Raw genomic sequence first — 18992 nt, forward strand, 5'->3', positions numbered from 1 at the left:
ACTTCTCAAGGGACGAGGATCGCTTCCCGCCTGATTAGAATCGCCGACCGCGTTATACAGTGATGAGCAGCGTACCCTTGGTGCGGCACCTGCTGGTCGCGCCACTTGCTATGTGTGAAATGCATTTTTAATGTTGGTCTTGGGATCGCCCTCAGCGAACGCCCTACAAATCACGAGAAGAACTTCCGAAGATGGTAAATCAGACGTTCGTTGACCTAGACCGCCGCTTTGTCCAAATGGACGACCAGCTCCGTGGAGACATGGATGACTGGAGTTGCGCTGGTCCAGGTGTTGGCTGGGACGCGCTTCTCAAAGAACCTCGCGCAATAGTATTGGCGGAGGCCGGAGCAGGAAAGACGCAAGAAATAAAGGCGGCCATTCGAAAGCTCCGGCTGGACGGCAAACACGCCTTTTTCATGCGGCTTGAAGAAGTGTCAGACGGAGTGACGGCGGCTTCGTTCGACGAACGTGATACCGGCGATCTTCGAGGGCTAGACGAATGGCTGGATGGAAACGACGCAGGGTGGCTTATGTTGGATTCAGTCGACGAAGCGCGTCTGACCAGTGCCAAGAACTTCGAGCGTGCCGTTAAGCTTCTCGCCTCAAAACTTGGAGATGCCGCGCTCCGTGCCAACATTATCGTCACGAGCCGGGCTAGTGAATGGCGCCCCACTAGCGATCTTCTTCTCGTGAACACCTATTTGCCACTTCCGGAAATAATTCAGAGGCCACCAGAGCCGAACCCTGATGGCTTCGAGCCGTTACTCGACGCAATTTCGGACCAAGTGGACGGAAGTGAGGAGCAACGACAGGCTAGAATTTTTTCTTTGCTCCCCCTCGATGAGCCGCGCATCTGTGAACTAGCCCGTCATTTCGGCGTCAACGAGCCACGAACCTTTTATAATGCAGTTGAGCAAGCTGACGCGGTCGGCTTCGCAAGCAGGCCGAAGGATCTGGAAGACTTAGCTGGCTACTGGATAACGAACGGCTCAATTGATGGGCGACTGGCGTTGGTCGTTAACGACATCGAACTGAAGCTTAAGGAACGCGATCGCGACCGTGCCGATAAGAGGCTACTGGCACCAATCGCTGCAAGGTCGGGAGCAAGAACACTGGCGGCTGCCGCGTCGATGCTGCGTGATCAACAATTCTGCGTTCCGGACAACGACGGTGGCTTGAAAGGTATTGATGTCAGCGCTATTCTCAACGCATGGAGCGACGGCGACTGCCAAACGCTTCTTTCTCGCCCGATCTTTGATGAGGCCATCTACGGTCGTGTCAGGTTCCACCACCGCTCTGTACGAGAGTTCTTAGCTGCAGAATGGGTACTGGGGCTGTTGCGCAAGGGAAACTCTCGCCGCCGCGTCGAGCAACTCTTCTTCAAGACCCAGTATGGGATCGAGTTGGTCATTCCGGCTATGCGACCGCTGTTACCGTGGATTGCACTGGAAGATGAGCGGATCCGCAACAAAACAGCGAAGATCGCTCCCGAAATTTTAACCGAGGGTGGCGATCCGGGCAAATTTTCTCGCGAGTTCAGGGCACGGCTGATTGAGGATATTTGTGCCAGACACGCCACAGCTGGCACCGGCAGACTTTTGGATTCGGGGGCTGTCCGAAGGATGGCCACCAGAGACCTTGGCTCCGCGATCAGCGAGCTTCTAACGCTCTATGAAGGTAATGACGTCGTTCGGATTTCCTTGCTCCGCATGGCATGGCAAGGAGCAATGGTTGAGTGCTTGGAGCAAGCAAAAGCATTCGCTTTGAACATCTCCTACGACGGCACCACTCGTAGTGCGGCAATTCAGGTTGTAGCAGCGACCGCTGGGCAAGCTGAGTTAGCTCAGTTTCGCGATAACTTACTCGCATCGATCGGCGAGCGTGATCTTGTTGTCTTCGGCGAGTGCCTTCGAAGCCTTGGCAAAATTTTAGATTTAAAACGTGCGATCGAGGGCGCATCCAGTTTGCTCGGTCCAGACAAATACGGGTTCCAGTTGCTCACGGTACGCTTCGTTGAATACACAAACGAGTTATCTCTTGCCGAATGCCGCACCGCGTTAGATGAAATTCTTGTTAAGTTGCAGGAAGCTCCGTTCAAGGACGGCCGGAACTACAGGGTCTCCGATAAGGCCTATTGGCTTCTGCCCGTCGGAGCCAGAGCGTGTGAAAGGCTTGTAGAAGCACGGGACCCTTTCGCTCTCTCGCCGACAGCCTTGGATATCATATCGCTAACTGAAAAGGCAGCGCTCTATGATCGTTCCTCAATCAAGACGGATCTTGGGGCCAAGGTTAAGGCTTGGAGCGACCTGAACGAACACTTGTTCTGGCATCAGATTTCAACTGAAAGAGCCAAAGGCAGAGTCATCAGAAACTGGTGGCAGGTTAGTGAGCCTCTGTCGTTTTGGCAGATCTCAAGTGCCGATTTTGGACGGCTGGTTGCTCAGATCGGTCAAAAGCAGGAGGATGACCGGTTCGTTGCGCTGTCTGCCGCTTTCGAATGTCTTCCGGCCGAAGCGCGGGAGGAAAACATAGCTTTGATCAGAGAAGCGATAGGAAACAACCCGAACTTGGCGGCTCGCCTCGAAGAATTTCTAGATCCCAGTCCAAGTCCGGAACAATTGGAAGCCCAGCGTCGAAGGCTCGAGCATGCAGAGGAGATGGACAGGCACGAGCTTGAGCGAGAAGCTCAGCTAGAGCGGTGGAAAACACAGATCTCGCAGAACCTCACGTTGTTGAGCGCGGTTTCTTCCGGTGGCATCACTCGTGCTCAACTTTATATGCTAGAAGCGCTCAGAGATCTTGATCTCGACCGGAACAGGCTTGCGCATGCAAATTGGCAGGGCTTGGTTCCTTCCCATGGCGATGAAGTCGTTCAGGCATTCAAAGATGGAGCTCAGCGGTACTGGCGCCATTACGTTCCGCAACTTCGATCCGAGGGCCTTGAGGCTATCAACTCTACTCCGCACCAAACCTATCTTGGTTTGACCGGCCTCGAGTTCAATTCGCAAGAGGAAGGCTGGCTTGACGCTCTGTCCTCTGATGACGCCAAGCTCGCCACACGTTATGCGCTCTGCGAAATGAATGGCTTCTCGGATTGGCTTGGGTCGCTGGCCGAAAGGTTCCCATCGGAAGTTGTCGAAGTCCTATTCAAGGAGATCGGCTGGGAATTTGTCCAGGACGACCCGGACAGCTATGTAATCGATGACCTAGTTTGGCATGGAGAGCAACTTCGACCAATCGTTGGCCCTCAACTTCTCACTCTTTTGAGTTCACAAGAGCCGCGGTCTCTTGACGTTCTGAGGGGTGCTCTAAAGATTGTATCGACAGACCCCAAAGTCACTGACGCAGAGTTAGCGGTTCTGGCGGAAGCCAAAGTCAAAGCCCTGACCTCATCGGACAACACCGCTCTTTGGGTTGCACTATGGCTCACTGTTCAAGCGCCGGAAGCTATTGCGTTCTTCGATAGTTATCTGGTCGGCCTCACTGAGAGTAATGCCCAAAAATTTACAATGGCAGTTAGTTCGGCATTTCTTTCACATGATCACGACTGGGTTTCGAAGCGGGAAAATTTCAAAACGCCTTCATCGTTAAAGCGGCTCTACGAAATTTTCTGCCGCCACATTAAAAGGTCGGAAGATACCAAACGCGTGCATCTTCGAGCCTATTCGCCGGAAGGTCGAGACCATGCGCAGCGGGAACGCGATCTAGTTTTGAGGTTGCTTGGCGAAATAGAAGGCAAGGAGGCATTCATCGCCTTGATGGAGCTTGCCAATACCCATGCCGACCAAGACATCCGCCCATATATACGAAGTGCGGCACTTGCGCGTGCGGAGGCTGATGCAAATTTAAAACCTTGGACCGCTGCTGATTTCCACGCATATGAAAATGACCTGGACCGAAGTCCCGGAAGTTCCCGCGAGCTGTTCGAGCTGGTCTGGAATCGGTTGCTCGATTTTAAGGAGGAGCTTGAGGAGGGCGACGATAGTATCGCGAGCATCGTTCACAAGACCGGGGCCGAGACTGTTCAGCGAAACTTTTTTGGGAAGCTCTTCCGGGACCGCGCTAACGGCAGATATTTTGCGCCCAATGAAGAAGAACTAGCCGACGCCAAGCGGCCGGACATTAGAATTCACGCGCCTGACGTCCACGGACCTGTTCCGATCGAGTTCAAGATCGCGGACAGTTGGACTGGGCCCAAACTATTCGAGCGCCTGCAGAATCAGCTGGTCAATGATTATCTGCGTGACGCACGGTCGTCGTACGGCATTTTCCTGATGTCCAACCGTGGCGTTAAGCGGCAAAGCTGGGAGCATCCAGTCACGCTCCAAATGCTTACCTTCGAGGAGCTCTGCATCGAACTGCAAAATTTCGCTGACGATTACATTGCAAAGCGCCCTGATATAGACGGCATCAAAGTCGTCGGCATCGATCTGACAAAACGCTTGCAGGAACGGCGCCCTGATCAGCACCCCCGCGAAAGAAGAAGGGCACCGGGTAAAACAACAGCATGAAGGTGTGGGAAACATATGCGAATGCTGTTGGATGCGTCGCTGCCGTTTCGTCAATAGCACCTGAGTGTGGATTGCAAGTTTGCCGGGGAGCATCGGTATTGGGGAAGCTGCGCTGTTAGCGAGAGACCCCCGGTGGCCGCAGCCGCGTTATCGCTCATCACTATACACGGAGATAACCAATGACGGTCGACGCGAATTAGTAAGCCCACGGTTAGGGCCGTCTTGCGAGGTTGATGCGAACATCGGAAGGGCGATTGGATCGGCACGTCGAAATCTCGCTTCCAAACGCCGAAGATCGCACCGCTATCCTCCATCAGCAGCTAGGTCAGGCTGTTGCGCCAGCGAAGCTTGAAGCGCTGGTGCCTGCCACGGTCGGGTTCTCGGGCGCTGATCTGGCAAAGGTCGCGCGTGACGCCAAGCGTATTGCGCGTCGGCAGAAACGTGACTTGGTCGTCGAGGATGTTGTCGCGGCATTGCCAGAGATGGTCCCGATCCTTCGCGAGCATCGGCGAGCGCTCGCCGTCCGCGAAGCCGGACACACGGTTGCGTTGCTGCGGCTTAATCATGGGATGTACCGTGGCACTATGATCGTGGATCAGGTACCCCGCGACAGTCCGGTGAAACGCGGAGGAGGGGCCTATTTCGAGCTGCCCGCAGTCGCCTACCGAAACGCTCAATTCTACCGAGACCATTTCCTCGTTATGCTGGCGGGCATCGCCGCTGAGGAGGTGTGCTTGGGGTCCATCTCTGATGGAGCCGGAGCAGGCAAGAATTCGGATCTGGCCAATGCGACCCGGATCGCGACCGCGATGCAAACCCAAATGGGGATGGGGAATCGGCTCTGACACAGTCTGGGACGTGAAGATCCCGACCTCGAAAAGCTGAGGCACGCCGACCCGACGGTAGGGAAATGGGTAGATGAGGTTCTCGCAACGGAATTCTCGCGTGCAAAGCAACTTCTTCGTGACAATCTGGCGTTCCTGGGCAACGTCGCTGCCGCCCTCGAATTGAATGGGATGGTATCGGCCGAACAGGTTGCCGGTCTTGATAGGCCCATAGAGTCGGCTGACATCCGGACGGCAGCCCGCGCTGACCGTACGGCCTCACCCCAAGGTGCCGAGAGTTCCCCAGCCAATCCCCAGCAGCATCCATTCAAGAGGAGATTTCCATGAAGGGGGATCATAAGCGATTTGCATATCATTCATCAGGAACTGGCACGACCGGAGTTCCTCGAAATTCCAGATGCCGATGTCTGAACACAAGCTTTTCGAAGGCTTCCGGTTGGAATTACACGATGCGAGCTTATGATTGCGAGAGCGGCCTCCTATCGGATTTAGGTGGCGGCGAGACATTTGAGGAGATGCTTCGCCCGAGTCCCTCTGATCGCTGGGGATCCTTGGTCGCCGGTTCCTCTGCAACCCAGGTCGCGTCCATAGCGTGTAATGCCATCGGCAAGCCACTTGCAAAGGTACTATAGCGATGTCGTCGACCGTATTACAGGATCATGGCTTGATTTCGAGGACACACACGCTGTCAAAGGCTGCTAAGGCAGGCGGACCGATAATGATGGAACTATCGTCGGCCTATCGCAGGTTCTTATCATAGCGTCTCCGCCCCCGGATCAGCTTTCCAACGCCGAAAAGGATGTACGAAACCGCCAGGTTCCAACCTGCACGGCTGGTCGGATAGGGAGGAGTAGAAAAAGTCAGCGTACGTTTAAAAAACGTTCACCTAACGGTTGAGTGGGATCTTAGCGATTGTCAGATACCGTTGACCTAAAATATTGGGGTGGAACATGTTCAAGTCACTGCTATTTCTTTCATTCGCCATTGTACCGCTTTCTTTTGTAAGGGCGGAAAACATAACCCTGTCCGACACTGCGCGTTGGCTCATTGTTGGTTCCGATGTCACCCTTGAGGACGCGAAGAAGAGAGCGGATGTCTTCGCTCTCGAGAAGGCAGGAGTAAGGGTGGTTCGCTCTCAAAATGGGCGCTTTGCGACCGTCCTTGGTCCGTTCGGTGATCCAGACCTCAATACATTGAAGGCAATGAAGAACGTTCCCTCGGACGCATATCTCAGCACGGGCACGAAGATGGCAGAGACGATGTGGCTGCCGTCCTGGGAGAACAAAACTAATGGTGAATGGGTACCGGTAGGCCGCAACTCAAGTGAGTGCACTACTATGTCAGATCCCGTTGCCCGCCTGCGTTGTTACGACAGAATAAACAAGCCCGACGCGGAAGAAGTGTATGCCGAAGATCCGAACGGGCCATCTGACGTCCAACTGGAGGCGCAGTTTCGCTCCCAAGCTTATCAATCGACAAGTCAAGCTACAGATAAACCCGCGCGACAGGTTGTGGCTGCCGCTAGCCAGCGTTTAGCTAGCCGTCGTCAAGACTTGGATAACGGGGTTTGGAGCAATCGAATAGAACTTTATCTGTCCTACGCCAATGAGACGTCGAAACCAGTCGTAGGGGTCCGGCACAAATTCTCAGTCACAAATGCGTTCGGCGAAATATTGGTCAGCGGGACGGACAATCTGGACGTCAAACTCTTGCCCAAGCAGACGGCAGAGTCTTCCGTGCATTACTTTTGGGAAGATAATCAGTTCATAAGCGGGGAGCCCTATGATCGGCTCAACGCGCCGGTTTCCAATGGCACTTACCACGTCACGGATGAAATCCTGAAGGTGATCTATGCAGATGGAAGCTCCCAAGAAATGAGCGGGAACTGAGTTTCTCTCTCTGGAACTCGACCCCAGAACTCGGAGGTGCAAGCGCATAACGAATATTGGCTGCGAGCCACGGACTGCCGTTTATCTACGCGCCGATCCCTCAGGGGTTCAGCCAGCTTAACCAGGGACGACCGAGTGAAAAGTCTCCTCAGCAGACACCGAAGGGAGTAGGCGAACGTCGTGGCGAGAAGCCGCTTGGTAACACCATGGTACGTGAGACGCTGAATACGCTGCGTGATCGCGGAAACATGGATCGCGTCTGTGCCGTGGCTCCGCTTCCGAACGAGGGTAACTCACTCTCACGCTGCAATCCTCGCATTGAAGAAGCGCTGCAGTTGGCGGTCCATGCCGCGGTACGTGATCCCCGTGGAAGCTGGATCACCGTTCTCGGACCCATAACCCACGACTGGATTGATCTAAGTCACCCGGTCCCGCCCCCTCAGTTCTCATCGTGAACAGTCTGAGCAATCTTGCTTTGATGGCGCCATGCCTTGAGAGTGGCAAGTGCCTCAATGACCACATGAGGGGAGGGCTCTGCGATGCCCTCAGCGAAAACGATGCGCGTCGCCTCCCGAGGCTCAAGTTTCAACATACCTCCGCCCAAGGGATGCCCCTCAAGTTCACAGCTCAGTTTCGTGAGATTCGATCCCCAGTTGGCGAACGCTCGGGCGGCCGCGGCGTGGTTGATGACTTGGACGGCATGCAGGCTGTTCGTGCACGAAGCCCCCGCATCGTTCCGAGCCAACTTCACGTCGACGCCGGACATGTACTGCAAAAAATAATCGGGACGTGAGACACCTGGAACCGAATACCAGACACGTCGAGTTCGGCACTTATATCGCTTGCTTGTTTCAGCCCCTCTTTCAGTGGCCAGATATCGGGTGATGGCTTCAGGTAGGACACCACTTGAGGGCAAACTCAGGAGGTAGAAAGCTTCGTCAGCCGCGTGCCATCGCTTGATTGTATTCTCATCTATCGCCTCTCCATCCAGAGACCTTCCGCGTCGCACCGACGGCACGAGAAACTCGAAGGGAATTTCATGGAGGCGGGCCTCGGACGGAGACAGGTGGAAGAAGTCGTTATCACCTGAGATGTAGCCGATACCGATCTTGGCAAAGTCTCCAAACCGTGTGCTGGCCATGTTCGATCGGGCATAGAGATAGAACTCTCTGGCTTCCGGCGAGATCAGAAGAGGGCGAAGTCTGCCACGCCAGTCGGTGGAGACCGTTAACCACGCGACAGTTTCGTCAACTTTCGGCGGCCACAAGCATGATGAGAAGCACTCAACCTTTGAGAAGAAGATCTCGCTCGCTTGGCCCCCGTAGCCAGCAGTCCTCGGACAGACGCGGAAACAGTTTGTCGCGAACGGCGATGACCTGGACATACGAGAAGCTGCGGACGAGAAAGTCCAGCAGCGATTTGGCATAGGGAGCATGCCCTATCTCGGCGGGAACGACGAATGCCATACGTCCGCCCGTCTTGAGCAATGATGCTGTCGCCACCAGGAAGGCAGGCCAGGTTGAGCTGAGGCCACTGAGCTTGACGTCCTGGGCAGCGCAGATGGCTAGAGCAGCGTTTTTGGTAATACCTTTAAAATGCTGATAGCGTACGAACGGCGGATTTCCTGCAGCACAGTCGAAACGCTCGTCAGTGGAGGCAGCCCAGGAGAAGAATTCGATATTGTCGATGTTTGCCGACGGGACACGCTCGCGTGCGACCCAAGCGGCATGAAGGTCCAACTCTATCCCTCTGGAGTTTGCATGATGACAAAGGATAGCTCCGTCGCCACAGGAGGGATCCAGGAGGAGGTCGGTGGGGGAGCGGACGACCCAGTCCACCAAAGATTTCGAAACGTGCTCAGGCGTAAAATATTGACCGGCAGCTTTGCCGGTAAGGGCGGATGGCGAGACAAAGTTCATGTGTGGTCAATCGAGATGCGACTGATCAATTGTCATAGCGTTCTACTGTTGAGTGCAATAGCCGACGAATAGGGGCGGCTTCATCCAAAGTGCCACGCTGTCGCTCGGATCGCCGAAACACAACGAGCGCTCGACCCAAAGGGCGGAGCGCTGGTGCGTAACAGCCACCAAAACCGAATAATCGGCAGTTGCATATCGAACCTATCGGCTTTCCGGCTCAAGATAGTCGATGGGCGATGTCGCTGTTGTCGACAACTCCTTTGTTGAAGTCTTGCCATATGCCTCTCGGCCCAGACATCCGTCAGCTAGAGCCTCGCCACTGATCTATTGCCAGCAGTTGCGAGACCGTGGCTACGGTATCTCACTTTTTAACCGCTGATCCGACAAGGTCCATAGAACGAGATTAATTTAATCCTGGTGTACAATCTCGTGGGCGAAATCCCCCGCACTTCACGGTCATCGGCCCACTCCTCTATCTCGTCCGAACTGAGCCTGCCTTTGAGGTATGAAGTGAGTACGACCTCGATATCCCTGCGCGTGAGAAGAACAGGCTTGCCCTTGTACCAACAGAACCCCGGTTGCCGACTATGGCATTTCAAAAGGCTGTCTCGCAGTTCGATTAGATCGCGTACCGCTGTAAGCCGTTCGCTGTCAGCTTAGCTCTGATAATTTGGCGTCATTACCGAAAAACCTCTTTTCCCAGTCCCTTCAAAGTCTGTGATATACGACAATTTGGGGCCGGACGCCTGAGGCGCGATGGTGTTGACACGGGTTGAAGAGGGGATTTCGGTGCTCATTGAGGAAATAAGGTTTAAATTTGGGGCTGGCCAAGGGTCAACCCCGCTGGTGTTGGACGAGCCTGCCGTTACCATCTTCGTCGGACCAAACAACTCGGGTAAGAGCATGGTTCTGCGCGAAATTGCCGAATTCAGCAGCCAGGGAAATACGCATCGTACAATTCTTGATAGGCTCAAATTTCGCAAACATACTGTTGAAGAAATCGACGCCATTCTTGATGTCTGGACGGACCACACCCGCAATCCGGGGGAAGTGGATCACCCTGATCATGTGTACGTCAAGTTTGGACCGTGGCGGACGCAAATTCACGTCCCAGGTTTCCGCGAAACTCTGCAGAATCCTGATGCCGACATAAACGGTTTCGCCCAGAGCTACGCTGCCCGTCACATGCTCATTCTCGATGGACCAAGCCGGATTGGCCTGATCGCGGAACAGGGAAGAGGCAATCTGAAGGACCCGCAGAGCACTTTTGCGAGGCTTCTAACGGACGATCTTCGACGACAGTCGCTACGAAGTGTTCTTTTCGATGCCTTCGGCCTTCATCTGGGCATGGACATTTCAGAGGGTGCGTCAATCCACCTGCGATATGGGAACACAGCCCCACCAAATGAGCGCTCCGTAGAGGACGTCACGTTGGAATGGATGAGGAATGCTCGCCCCAGCTATCAGTGGAGCGATGGCATGAAGGCCTTTACGGGCATGCTGTTGGTACTACGCGCAGGTGACCCGAAAGTCATGATCATCGACGAGCCGGAAGCCTTTCTGCACCCTACGCTGGCCTATAAGCTTGGTCGCGAAATTGCCAACACTGCGACCCAAGGCGATAAGCAGGTTTTTGTATCGACCCATAGCAGCCAGTTCCTGATGGGCGCAATCCAGTCGGGAGCGAAGGTCAATGTAGTTCGGCTGACGTATCAGCAAGGCGATGCCACTGCTCGGATGCTTTCGAACAACGATATCCGCGTCATGATGCAAGAGCCACTTTTGCGGTCTGCAAATGCTCTTTCGGGCGTCTTTTACGAAGGCGTCGTGGTTACCGAAGCGGACGCGGACCGCGCTTTCTATCAAGAGCTCAACGAACGGCTGCTTGCGGAGGATTCTGGAAGAGGAGCTCCGAACACCCTTTTTCTTAACGCTAACGGCAAGGATTCAGTGAACAAGATCGTCGGGCCGCTTCGGGCGCTCGGAATACCCGTCGCCGCCATTCTTGACATCGACGCACTCAATCCCGAGACCAACTTCCCAGTTCTCTTGGAAGCTACAAGTTACCCGAAGGCCCACGATTCGATCAAATTGGAACGCGCAGGCATCTGGTCAGACCTTATCTCGAACGACAAAAAACCCAAGTCGGATGGCGGAATTGCCCTGCTTAGTGGCGCTGCGAAAGAAAAGGCAGAGAATCTTTTTGACCGCCTCGATCAATATGGCCTGTTCGTTCTGAGGCATGGCGAAGTCGAGCACTGGCTGCCGGAATTGAATGTTCCGAGAAGCAAAAGGTGGCTGCGCAACATCTTCGAAGCTCTGGGCAGCGACCCGAACGCTTTCAACTATGTTCATCCCAATGACGGCGATGTCTGGGCATTTCTCGATAAGGTCGCTGCTTGGATCAAGGACAAGGCACGACGCGGAATTCCTCTCTAACGCTCGGTGTGCACAGGCAAACGACCTTCACGCCGTTACCAATAGGTAACCGCAAGGCCCTCAATCCGCTTGCTGACTAGGCACTGATGACCGGTCGTGAGCGTACATCGATTGCTGCTGGCTTAAGGCTTCCGGGTCGCATTGTCGGTATGGACTTCTTCAACCCCGCTCCAATCATGAAGCTGGTTGAAATCGTCGCTGGCATAATGACATCAAGCGCTACCGCTAGTCTGATCCGAGCTACCGCTACCAATTGGGGTAAGTTGGCGGTTCACACAAAGTCGACACCCGATTTATTGTTAATCGGGTCGCGTGTGAGTACGACGTAGACACTGCTGGATCGCGGGGCAGTCGACGCCAAGCCGTCAATGCATGACGACGAGGGCCCGCGTGGCACGTAAGACCGGGTGAGATCGGCCGCTTCTTCCCAATGCGGCCGATCCACAAGCCACCTGAGCGGGTACTAGATAGCACAATAGGATCTTGCTTCCCGCAAAATCTCGCGATTGAATATGACGGTCAGCCCCGAGTCTGAACGCCCTGATGCCGCGAGAAAATGGAATGAAGGTCATCTACAAAGGTCGATATGGTGGCCAAAATGCCCCCAAGACGCCGAGCGAACCGGGAGACGTCCTTGAGTTGCTCGATAATAACTGGAACGACTACGGCTTTGAAACGACTTTCAATACCGCGTGTCGGATCGGGGAGGAGACGCTTGAGCTAGGGCTGATCAAGGTTCTTTTCGAGGGCTCCTCCAGAAGTCGAGAATTTTTGAAGAGCAAGCTCGATGAAAATTGGGACGGCACGTTCCCTATAACTGAGGTCGGATATGTCTCTGTCCCCTTGGAGATTTCGTTTTACGAGCAGCTTGTATCTCAACTCGGCGAAGTCCGGGCCATCGAGGTAGCCCTTGCGTTGAAAGATGCGAGCTTTTTGATCAACACCCGACAAGACGCCGAAGCAATACGGATCAGGAAGTTAGAGGGCTTTGAAACCTCGCTTCAGCGGGAGCGTGGAGAAGAGAAGGCATTCGCAGACGGCTGGAAGATCCTCGCCAAGGAGGCGATCGCGGTCAGCAATCTGGATTTTCGATTTACTGACGCACAAGGCTCGATCCAAGAGATCTCTTTCAAATATCAGTCCACGAACTTGCTGCCCAGCGATATCAACGTGTTGATAGGACCCAATGGTGTCGGAAAATCGCGTCTGCTGCATCAAATTGTTGATGACTGGATCCAAAATGAGCCACACGAAGACCGATTGACTGGCTTCACGAACCGACCAAGCCTTAGTCAACTAGTGGTCCTATCTTACAGTCCTTTTGAAAACTTTCCTGCCAGCATGCCTAAGGATAAGCGCCAGGATGCCGACGCATACCGCTATTTTGGTCTGCGGAGCGATACTCAGGGGCAGGGCAACAACACCGCTCTAAGTCTTGATACGCCGAAAATGGCTACGGCTCACTCACTTTTGGCCTGCCTTGCCGATGACATCCGCTTTCGATCGATGAGGGAGTGGGCAAAGAAACTCGCCACAGTCGAAAATGTCCTTAGGTCGGCATTCGATTTCGATTTCGCGGCGGTTGAGGTTGATCCGAATGCCTCTGCCGCCTACGCCAACAAGAGCTTGTTCGACCCCACTGAACTCGTATTCAGGCGCGATGGTCGCCGCTACGTGGCCATAAGGTCGTCGAGTATGAGCCGTTTGGACCCAGAGGCCATTGCTCCTAATATCGTTGCAGAAAGTGGCGTCCTATTCTTCAAGGACGATCGGCTTCTGGAGCTGAGCTCAGGACAGCGGCTCTTCTCCTACATCGTGATAAATCTGCTCGGAGTGATGCGACGCAATAGTCTAATTTTGATCGACGAGCCGGAGCTTTTTCTGCATCCGTCTCTTGAAATCCAGCTGGTCGAGATGCTGAAAGAAATTTTAAAACATTTCAGCTCGAAAGCGCTGTTTGCCACCCACTCCATCGTTACCGTTCGAGAGGTGCCAGCTGACTGCGTTCACGTCTTTTCGAGAACCGACGATGGGATTCAATTTAGTCACCCTCCGTTTCAAACCTTCGGTGGCGACGTGCAACGAATTACTTCGTACGTCTTCGGTGATCGAGCAGTAACCAAACCTTTTGAAGCGTGGATTGATGAACAGTTACGCGAGCGATCCGCCGCAGAGCTAATTGGACTGCTTGGACCCGCGTTGAACGAAGAGATGATCATACAAATAGCCGCTAAGGGTCGATAACAGTGGTCCACCCTTTGAATCCCCCAACTATAGACAGCATCGCACTTCTCAACCAAGTAATAGCCGAACGGCAAAATGGATCGAACGCCGCCTTCTTCAACGGTATCGCGCTAGAATGGCGTGATCGCGTGCAATCTTACCTCGACAGTCACGGCTCCCCCGAGGTTGTTGCACAGTGGCCAGCGATCGAGGACGACAAAGACAAGCTTATCAATCTCTACAAGAACCGTACGAAAGGCTCTGCCCAAGGCACCGCGATTAGGGATCTACGCCAGCATTCGCTGCAAATTTGCCCAGCATGCGGGGAGTTCGGCCGCCCGAACACCCTAGATCACTATCTGCCGAAAGGCATCTATCCGCATTTTGCGGTCGTCCCGCACAATCTGTTTCCAATGTGTGACGCATGCCAAGGTATAAAGCTGGAGAAGGTCGGGGATGGCGACACCGCACGGTTCTTTATCCATCCATACTACGACAGGTTCACGTGTTCACAACTCGCAACGCTCTCGATTGTGGCACCCTTCGAGACACCGACCTTCACTCTTGTCCCAAACCCAGAATTGGACGTGGCTGAACGGGCACTAGTTGCGACGCATCTGAAGGAACTCGGGATCGCTGAGCGATATATCGATTTCTTTAAAGAGGAATATCGCCGGTTGCTCCGCCTTGTTCATCTGATGCGATCCAACGGCCAAGACTGCGAAGCCACCCTTTCGTTTTTTAGATTTAACGCACATGACGTTTCGCCGAGCTCGTGGCAGCACGTCTTCTACGATGGTGTTCTAAGCAATTCGGAGTTGATTGGCTATCTGACGTACTCAGATCTTCCGCCTTATCTGTAAATGCAGGAGCCATTGAGACCTCTCATGGCTGTGAGACAGGTGGCGTCTCGAAATTCAAGCTCAACTCGGGACATGGTGGAGGTGGTCTGCGGTCGGGAAGATGCCTTGCGGGGGCGTCGACATGGCAGGTAGCTTAAGTGAACCTTATTTATCTGTGAGTCATGTAATCCCAGCTACTGGGGGAAACATGAAAACAGAGCAGCAGAAGGAAGCAATGCATCGAGCACTTCGAGTTCTCAAGGAGATCTCCGAGGAAGAGATTGCCATTGCAAGAAAGAACGCCGAGAGAAGATGGGTATCGATTGCGAACGGGGATGAGCCATACTGGTTCTGGAACGCATTTGTTCAGTCCTCAGCGACAAATGGCGGGGCGGGCCATCTTGATCGGTTGATCTTCATCCGAAAGGAGTTTGAGAGTGCCTGCGGCATTGATCCGCTGGAATGGGAAACTGTCACTCAGTACGACAACGAACTGTTGTCACAATGGGTTGGCGTCGCGGCAAACCCTCACTACCAGCGCTGGGAGCAGATAAGGGGTCGGCTAAAGGACTTCGTGACTACCAATCGGTGCAATCTCGTTGAAGTCAGTCTAAGACTCCAAGGCTCCGATCGCGCTGCATGCATCAAACTCCTGAAAGCGATTCCCGGCATCAGCGACAAGTATGCACGAAACCTAATGATGGACGTTGGTCACCCAGAGTTTATGGATGGCAGCTTCGCTCTAGACTCCCGAATCCTCGGCTTTCTAGAGGCGACGACGGGTCTGGGACACACCTACAGTCAAACATCAAAGACCAAATGGACGGAGAATGAGCTTGTCGCCATTGCTCATGAAGCGGGGCATACCGCCTGGGAGGTGGATCGACTCATATTCGGGTTCTGGTCGCAATTGAATGGAAAGCGCAAGGATACGGCGGTCAGCGTGCCGTAGGAGAGTAGCTGGCGCAGCCATTCCGCATCGCTTACGTCGGTCTTTGGGCCCGGGACATTCTTGGCGTAGCGAGCATCGGCCGAAAGCCCAAATTGTCGTTGCTCGAAGAACGAAAGCCTCCCAGAGGGTTGCCAAGGACGAGGTCACTGCGCAAATTGCCGGGATATACGGCCTTAGTTAGAGCACCACCTATCAGTTGACGAAGCGGGCAGGCCATGGACATGCTGGAAGCCCGGATCGCCGACTTCGTCAGTGAAGTGGCCGCCATCAGATGCGACATGTGCGCCGTAGGCCATGAAAGCTATCTCTTTGGCGATGCGGACCTGACTGACGTCGACTACGAGCGGGTTGCGCCGATCCTCAGCGAGATCGATCACCTGAAGGCGGAGATCATCGCCTACCTGAGAAGTATACGCCGGTTCATCGATCTGGACGACGCCTAACCAATGCAGCAGGTTGTCTGAACGCCCGCCGGAACGATTTCGCAGCTGCAGTAAGGAGATGCAACCGCGAGAGTTACCCTCCCTACAATCTTACGAACGCCATAGACCCGAAAATTCTGCTCGAAGACGCGACGGATCTCGATCTTCAGGCTGTTATCGCTGCGGGCGCGGACCGACAGTCGATTCACGTCCAGTCGTCTGGCGACATTCTCATGGTAGGTTGATGGGGCAATCGGCAGCAGCTTGCAGATCGACCCAATAGTCGGCATTGGCCCGACCACGCTACGGTGTTCGTCGATCCTGTTGGGCTTCGGTCGTACTCGCTTCCTGCCGGAACGTGAATTCCAAGGCCCTTAGGTCGGCGGAGGGCGGCGAGATGATTTTATCTTTGCACGCTCAAGAAAGGCGTGAGCCGAACCCGGTGGAACTCAGATCCACCATATCCTTGGCAACAATTTTCGGTTTAGCGTCGAAAGCGACACCATCGAGGCCAACCCACCGCAGACTAAACATTACACCAGTAATGCGATTCTTCTCATCGCCCGGCAATCTGTAGGTTGCAAACAGCAAGACGGTTGGAGCTAAAGTTCCTCTGCCAACTGCATCATCCCTCTGATATTGATCGATCTCCTCAATTCTGGCGGCGAATTCGTCGGTATCAAGTACGAAGTGAAAAGGCTCAGAGACCGCCTGATCGGGGAACATCGGAATTCCACTATTGATTACTGAGTTGTACTTTTGTGTCCTATCGCAGGTCTCAACATGCTCGTCCAAACGTTCAATTGCTTTCGATGCGTCAGTGAAGATTTCCGGTTGAAAAATGGTCACATTTATCGCGGGCGAATCCCCGATATTCTCGTAAGTGTACTGGACTGAGAGGCTGATGATATCTTCCTCAAAGATGAGATCGGTCATGGCGTCGCATGTGATTTTGATCCACGCGCGATCCGTTGCGATCAGCGCTTCACTCGCCAGAGTGACCGAAAGCTCGGCATGCTTAGTTGCTTTCTCCGCCTCGATAAGCGTCTTATCAGCAGCAACGGCAGAGCGGATTGCAGCGGCGGTAGTTGCCCGGGCTTCTCGCAGAGTCAGAGCAACGTAAATCACACCGACACTCGTTACGACTGCGGAGAAAGTGGAAACGACGAGCATCCAAAAAGCCCAACGATCCATTCCTTTTTGAGCCTGAAGATCGGCTTCGTTGCGTTTCTCTTCATTGGAGGACTGTATTATTTCACTTATGCATTGAGACATGGCGACGACCTCTCGGTTGAGGCAATCGGTCTTGATGCGCTGTTGCGAAGTCAGGGCGTAATGCTCGGTATGGCGGTTACGTCGCTCCTCATCACGGGCGGTGTTAGATGCGACGGACCAGATCGCAACGGCCAACGCCAACAATATCGTTCCGAGAAACAGGACTGCTAGGGCGCTATAGTATCTGTTCCTATTACTGTTTGACATTTTATCAAAAGCTGCCTTGAGTTTGCTCTACTCAGCTATTCCGCACATTGACCTCCGTCTGGTCAACGCCCAATTCTGCAAGCTTCCCAGCCAACTATGCGTAGTTACCCCTTCTTTGCCAACTCAGTCAAAGCGGGTGAACCGCGCCGGGTTTGCCGGAGGCCATTTCGTTTAAGTTACGCAGCCATGGCTGCTTCGTCCAGCATGGCGTAATGCTGATCCTCGGCTTCGGCTGGCGGTATATTGCCGATGGGCTCCAGGAGGCGTCGGTGGTTGAACCAGTCTACCCATTCCAAGGTAGCGAACTCGACCGCCTCGAAGCTCCTCCATGGTCCGCGTCGATGAATGACCTCGGCCTTGTAAAGACCGTTGATCGTTTCTGCGAGGGCGTTGTCGTAACTGTCGCCGACGCTTCCGACAGATGGCTCGATACCTGCTTCTGCCAACCGCTCGGAATAGCGAATGGACGCGTATTGAACACCGCGATCCGAGTGATGCACGAGGCCGCCGCCATGAGTGGGACGCCGATCATGAAGAGCCTGCTCCAGGGCATCGATGACAAAGCCTGCATGCGCCGTCCGGCTCGCCCGCCATCCAACAATGCGACGGGCGAAGACGTCGATCACGAAGGCCACGTAGACGAAGCCCTGCCAAGTGGCGACATAGGTAAAATCCGAAACCCACAGCCTGTTTGGTGCAGGGGCTTTGAACTGGCGGTTCACGCGGTCAAGCGGGCTCGGAGCCGTCTTGTCTGAGAACGTCGTGCGGATCGGCTTGGCGAGGAACTTGTGTTTCGACCCAGCGCATGACTGCAACCAACCGATGACTGCTTCTGGCGCATCAGCGTCGTGACGTCTAATGGTCCTTCGTCGTGGTGTCACAGATGCGTCAGTCAGCGCAGTATTCGTTCGGTTCAGCCTGCAGTTTAATCGCACGGTTACTGTAGGCGTTTAGCCTGGCTACCGTTCGGAGTGATTTTATGCGCATCATCCTGCTATCAGTTTCGATTTTTTCTGCAGTTGCGGGGGCGCTGGCTATCTATGGCGTTTCGACAAGGAACACGGTAGACCCATATGCACGAGAGTATCTGCTAATGGCGCAACTTGCGCCTGATCGGCTTCAGGAACTGATCTCGGCTGCACTTCCTGGGTGCCTCGACCTTGCTGCTCGACCTTTTGTTGCCGACACTGCGGTCGCCGACCTCGCAACCAAAACTCTATTCAAGTCCGGTATCCTCATGGTCGAAGGCAAAACAGCGGAACAGAGTTCGGGTGAAGTGGTCCCATACATCTTGGATCATGCCAGGTCTCTCAGCCCAGCCCAAAAGACAAACTTTGCCGACCTTATAAATGCGGACAATTTGGGCCTGACACGTTGCTCTGCGTGTATTCTTCCGTGAAAGCCGCCCACGCAACTCGTGTTGATATGAAAGCCATTGCTTGGGATTTACGCGGCTGACCGCTTATGG

Annotated in this window: 13 protein-coding genes and 2 pseudogenes; 10 read left to right on the plus strand and 5 right to left on the minus strand. The window is 54.2% G+C overall.

What is annotated here, in order from left to right:
* The first annotated feature begins 191 nt into the window (after window positions 1–191).
* The 3 genes from ACQY1P_RS04350 to ACQY1P_RS04360 all read left to right on the plus strand — a co-directional run bounded on the left by ACQY1P_RS04350 (window position 192) and on the right by ACQY1P_RS04360 (window position 7245).
* Complete coding sequence (locus ACQY1P_RS04350) at window positions 192–4511, plus strand: hypothetical protein (protein ID WP_430253104.1); 4320 nt, start codon at window positions 192–194, stop codon at window positions 4509–4511.
* 254 nt (window positions 4512–4765) lie between these two features.
* Window positions 4766–5356 carry a hypothetical protein gene (locus ACQY1P_RS04355; RefSeq protein ID WP_430253105.1) on the plus strand — a complete coding sequence of 197 codons (591 nt, stop codon included), beginning with the start codon at window positions 4766–4768 and terminating at the stop codon, window positions 5354–5356.
* A 950-nt stretch (window positions 5357–6306) separates the two neighbouring features.
* Complete coding sequence (locus tag ACQY1P_RS04360; RefSeq protein WP_430253107.1) at window positions 6307–7245, plus strand: hypothetical protein; 939 nt, start codon at window positions 6307–6309, stop codon at window positions 7243–7245.
* A 439-nt stretch (window positions 7246–7684) separates the two neighbouring features.
* Here ACQY1P_RS04360 and ACQY1P_RS04365 read toward each other — a convergent pair whose 3' ends face one another.
* Window positions 7685–8386 (minus strand): hypothetical protein, encoded by a 702-nt coding sequence (locus ACQY1P_RS04365; protein WP_430253109.1) that lies wholly within the window; start codon window positions 8384–8386, stop codon window positions 7685–7687.
* A 142-nt stretch (window positions 8387–8528) separates the two neighbouring features.
* Window positions 8529–9164, minus strand: coding sequence for an N-6 DNA methylase (locus ACQY1P_RS04370; protein WP_430253111.1), 636 nt, complete (start codon window positions 9162–9164; stop codon window positions 8529–8531).
* A gap of 762 nt (window positions 9165–9926) precedes the next feature.
* Here ACQY1P_RS04370 and ACQY1P_RS04375 point away from each other — a divergent pair.
* The 6 genes from ACQY1P_RS04375 (at window position 9927) to ACQY1P_RS04400 (ending at window position 16063) form a co-directional block, all read left to right on the plus strand.
* Complete coding sequence (locus ACQY1P_RS04375) at window positions 9927–11603, plus strand: ATP-dependent nuclease (protein WP_430253113.1); 1677 nt, start codon at window positions 9927–9929, stop codon at window positions 11601–11603.
* 149 nt (window positions 11604–11752) lie between these two features.
* The gene (locus ACQY1P_RS04380) at window positions 11753–11932 is read left to right on the plus strand and encodes a 3-hydroxyacyl-CoA dehydrogenase NAD-binding domain-containing protein (protein ID WP_430253920.1); all 180 of its coding nucleotides are present in this window, start codon (window positions 11753–11755) and stop codon (window positions 11930–11932) included.
* 232 nt (window positions 11933–12164) lie between these two features.
* Window positions 12165–13847 carry an AAA family ATPase gene (locus tag ACQY1P_RS04385; RefSeq protein ID WP_430253115.1) on the plus strand — a complete coding sequence of 561 codons (1683 nt, stop codon included), beginning with the start codon at window positions 12165–12167 and terminating at the stop codon, window positions 13845–13847.
* 14 nt (window positions 13848–13861) lie between these two features.
* Window positions 13862–14689, plus strand: coding sequence for a hypothetical protein (locus ACQY1P_RS04390; RefSeq protein ID WP_430253117.1), 828 nt, complete (start codon window positions 13862–13864; stop codon window positions 14687–14689).
* A 187-nt stretch (window positions 14690–14876) separates the two neighbouring features.
* On the plus strand, window positions 14877–15620 hold the full coding sequence (locus ACQY1P_RS04395) for a hypothetical protein (RefSeq protein WP_430253119.1): 744 nt from the start codon (window positions 14877–14879) through the stop codon (window positions 15618–15620).
* Window positions 15621–15835: 215 nt separating this feature from the next.
* Window positions 15836–16063, plus strand: a complete 228-nt coding sequence (locus ACQY1P_RS04400) for a hypothetical protein (RefSeq protein WP_430253121.1) — start codon at window positions 15836–15838, stop codon at window positions 16061–16063.
* 86 nt (window positions 16064–16149) lie between these two features.
* Here the strand turns inward: ACQY1P_RS04400 and ACQY1P_RS04405 are convergent.
* The 3 genes and pseudogenes from ACQY1P_RS04405 to ACQY1P_RS04415 all read right to left on the minus strand — a co-directional run.
* A pseudogene (locus ACQY1P_RS04405) lies at window positions 16150–16362 on the minus strand (IS3 family transposase); the annotation flags it as partial.
* Between the two features lie 97 nt (window positions 16363–16459).
* Window positions 16460–17458 (minus strand): hypothetical protein, encoded by a 999-nt coding sequence (locus ACQY1P_RS04410; RefSeq protein ID WP_430253123.1) that lies wholly within the window; start codon window positions 17456–17458, stop codon window positions 16460–16462.
* Window positions 17459–17700: 242 nt separating this feature from the next.
* Window positions 17701–18300 (minus strand): annotated as a pseudogene (locus ACQY1P_RS04415) (IS3 family transposase); the annotation flags it as partial.
* Window positions 18301–18503: 203 nt separating this feature from the next.
* On the opposite strand from ACQY1P_RS04415, the gene ACQY1P_RS04420 reads away from it, so the two are divergent.
* Complete coding sequence (locus tag ACQY1P_RS04420) at window positions 18504–18923, plus strand: hypothetical protein (RefSeq protein ID WP_430253125.1); 420 nt, start codon at window positions 18504–18506, stop codon at window positions 18921–18923.
* Window positions 18924–18992 lie beyond the last annotated feature (69 nt).

It is taken from the genome of Neorhizobium sp. DAR64872/K0K18, from assembly GCF_050500175.1.
Lineage (GTDB): Bacteria > Pseudomonadota > Alphaproteobacteria > Rhizobiales > Rhizobiaceae > Neorhizobium > Neorhizobium soli.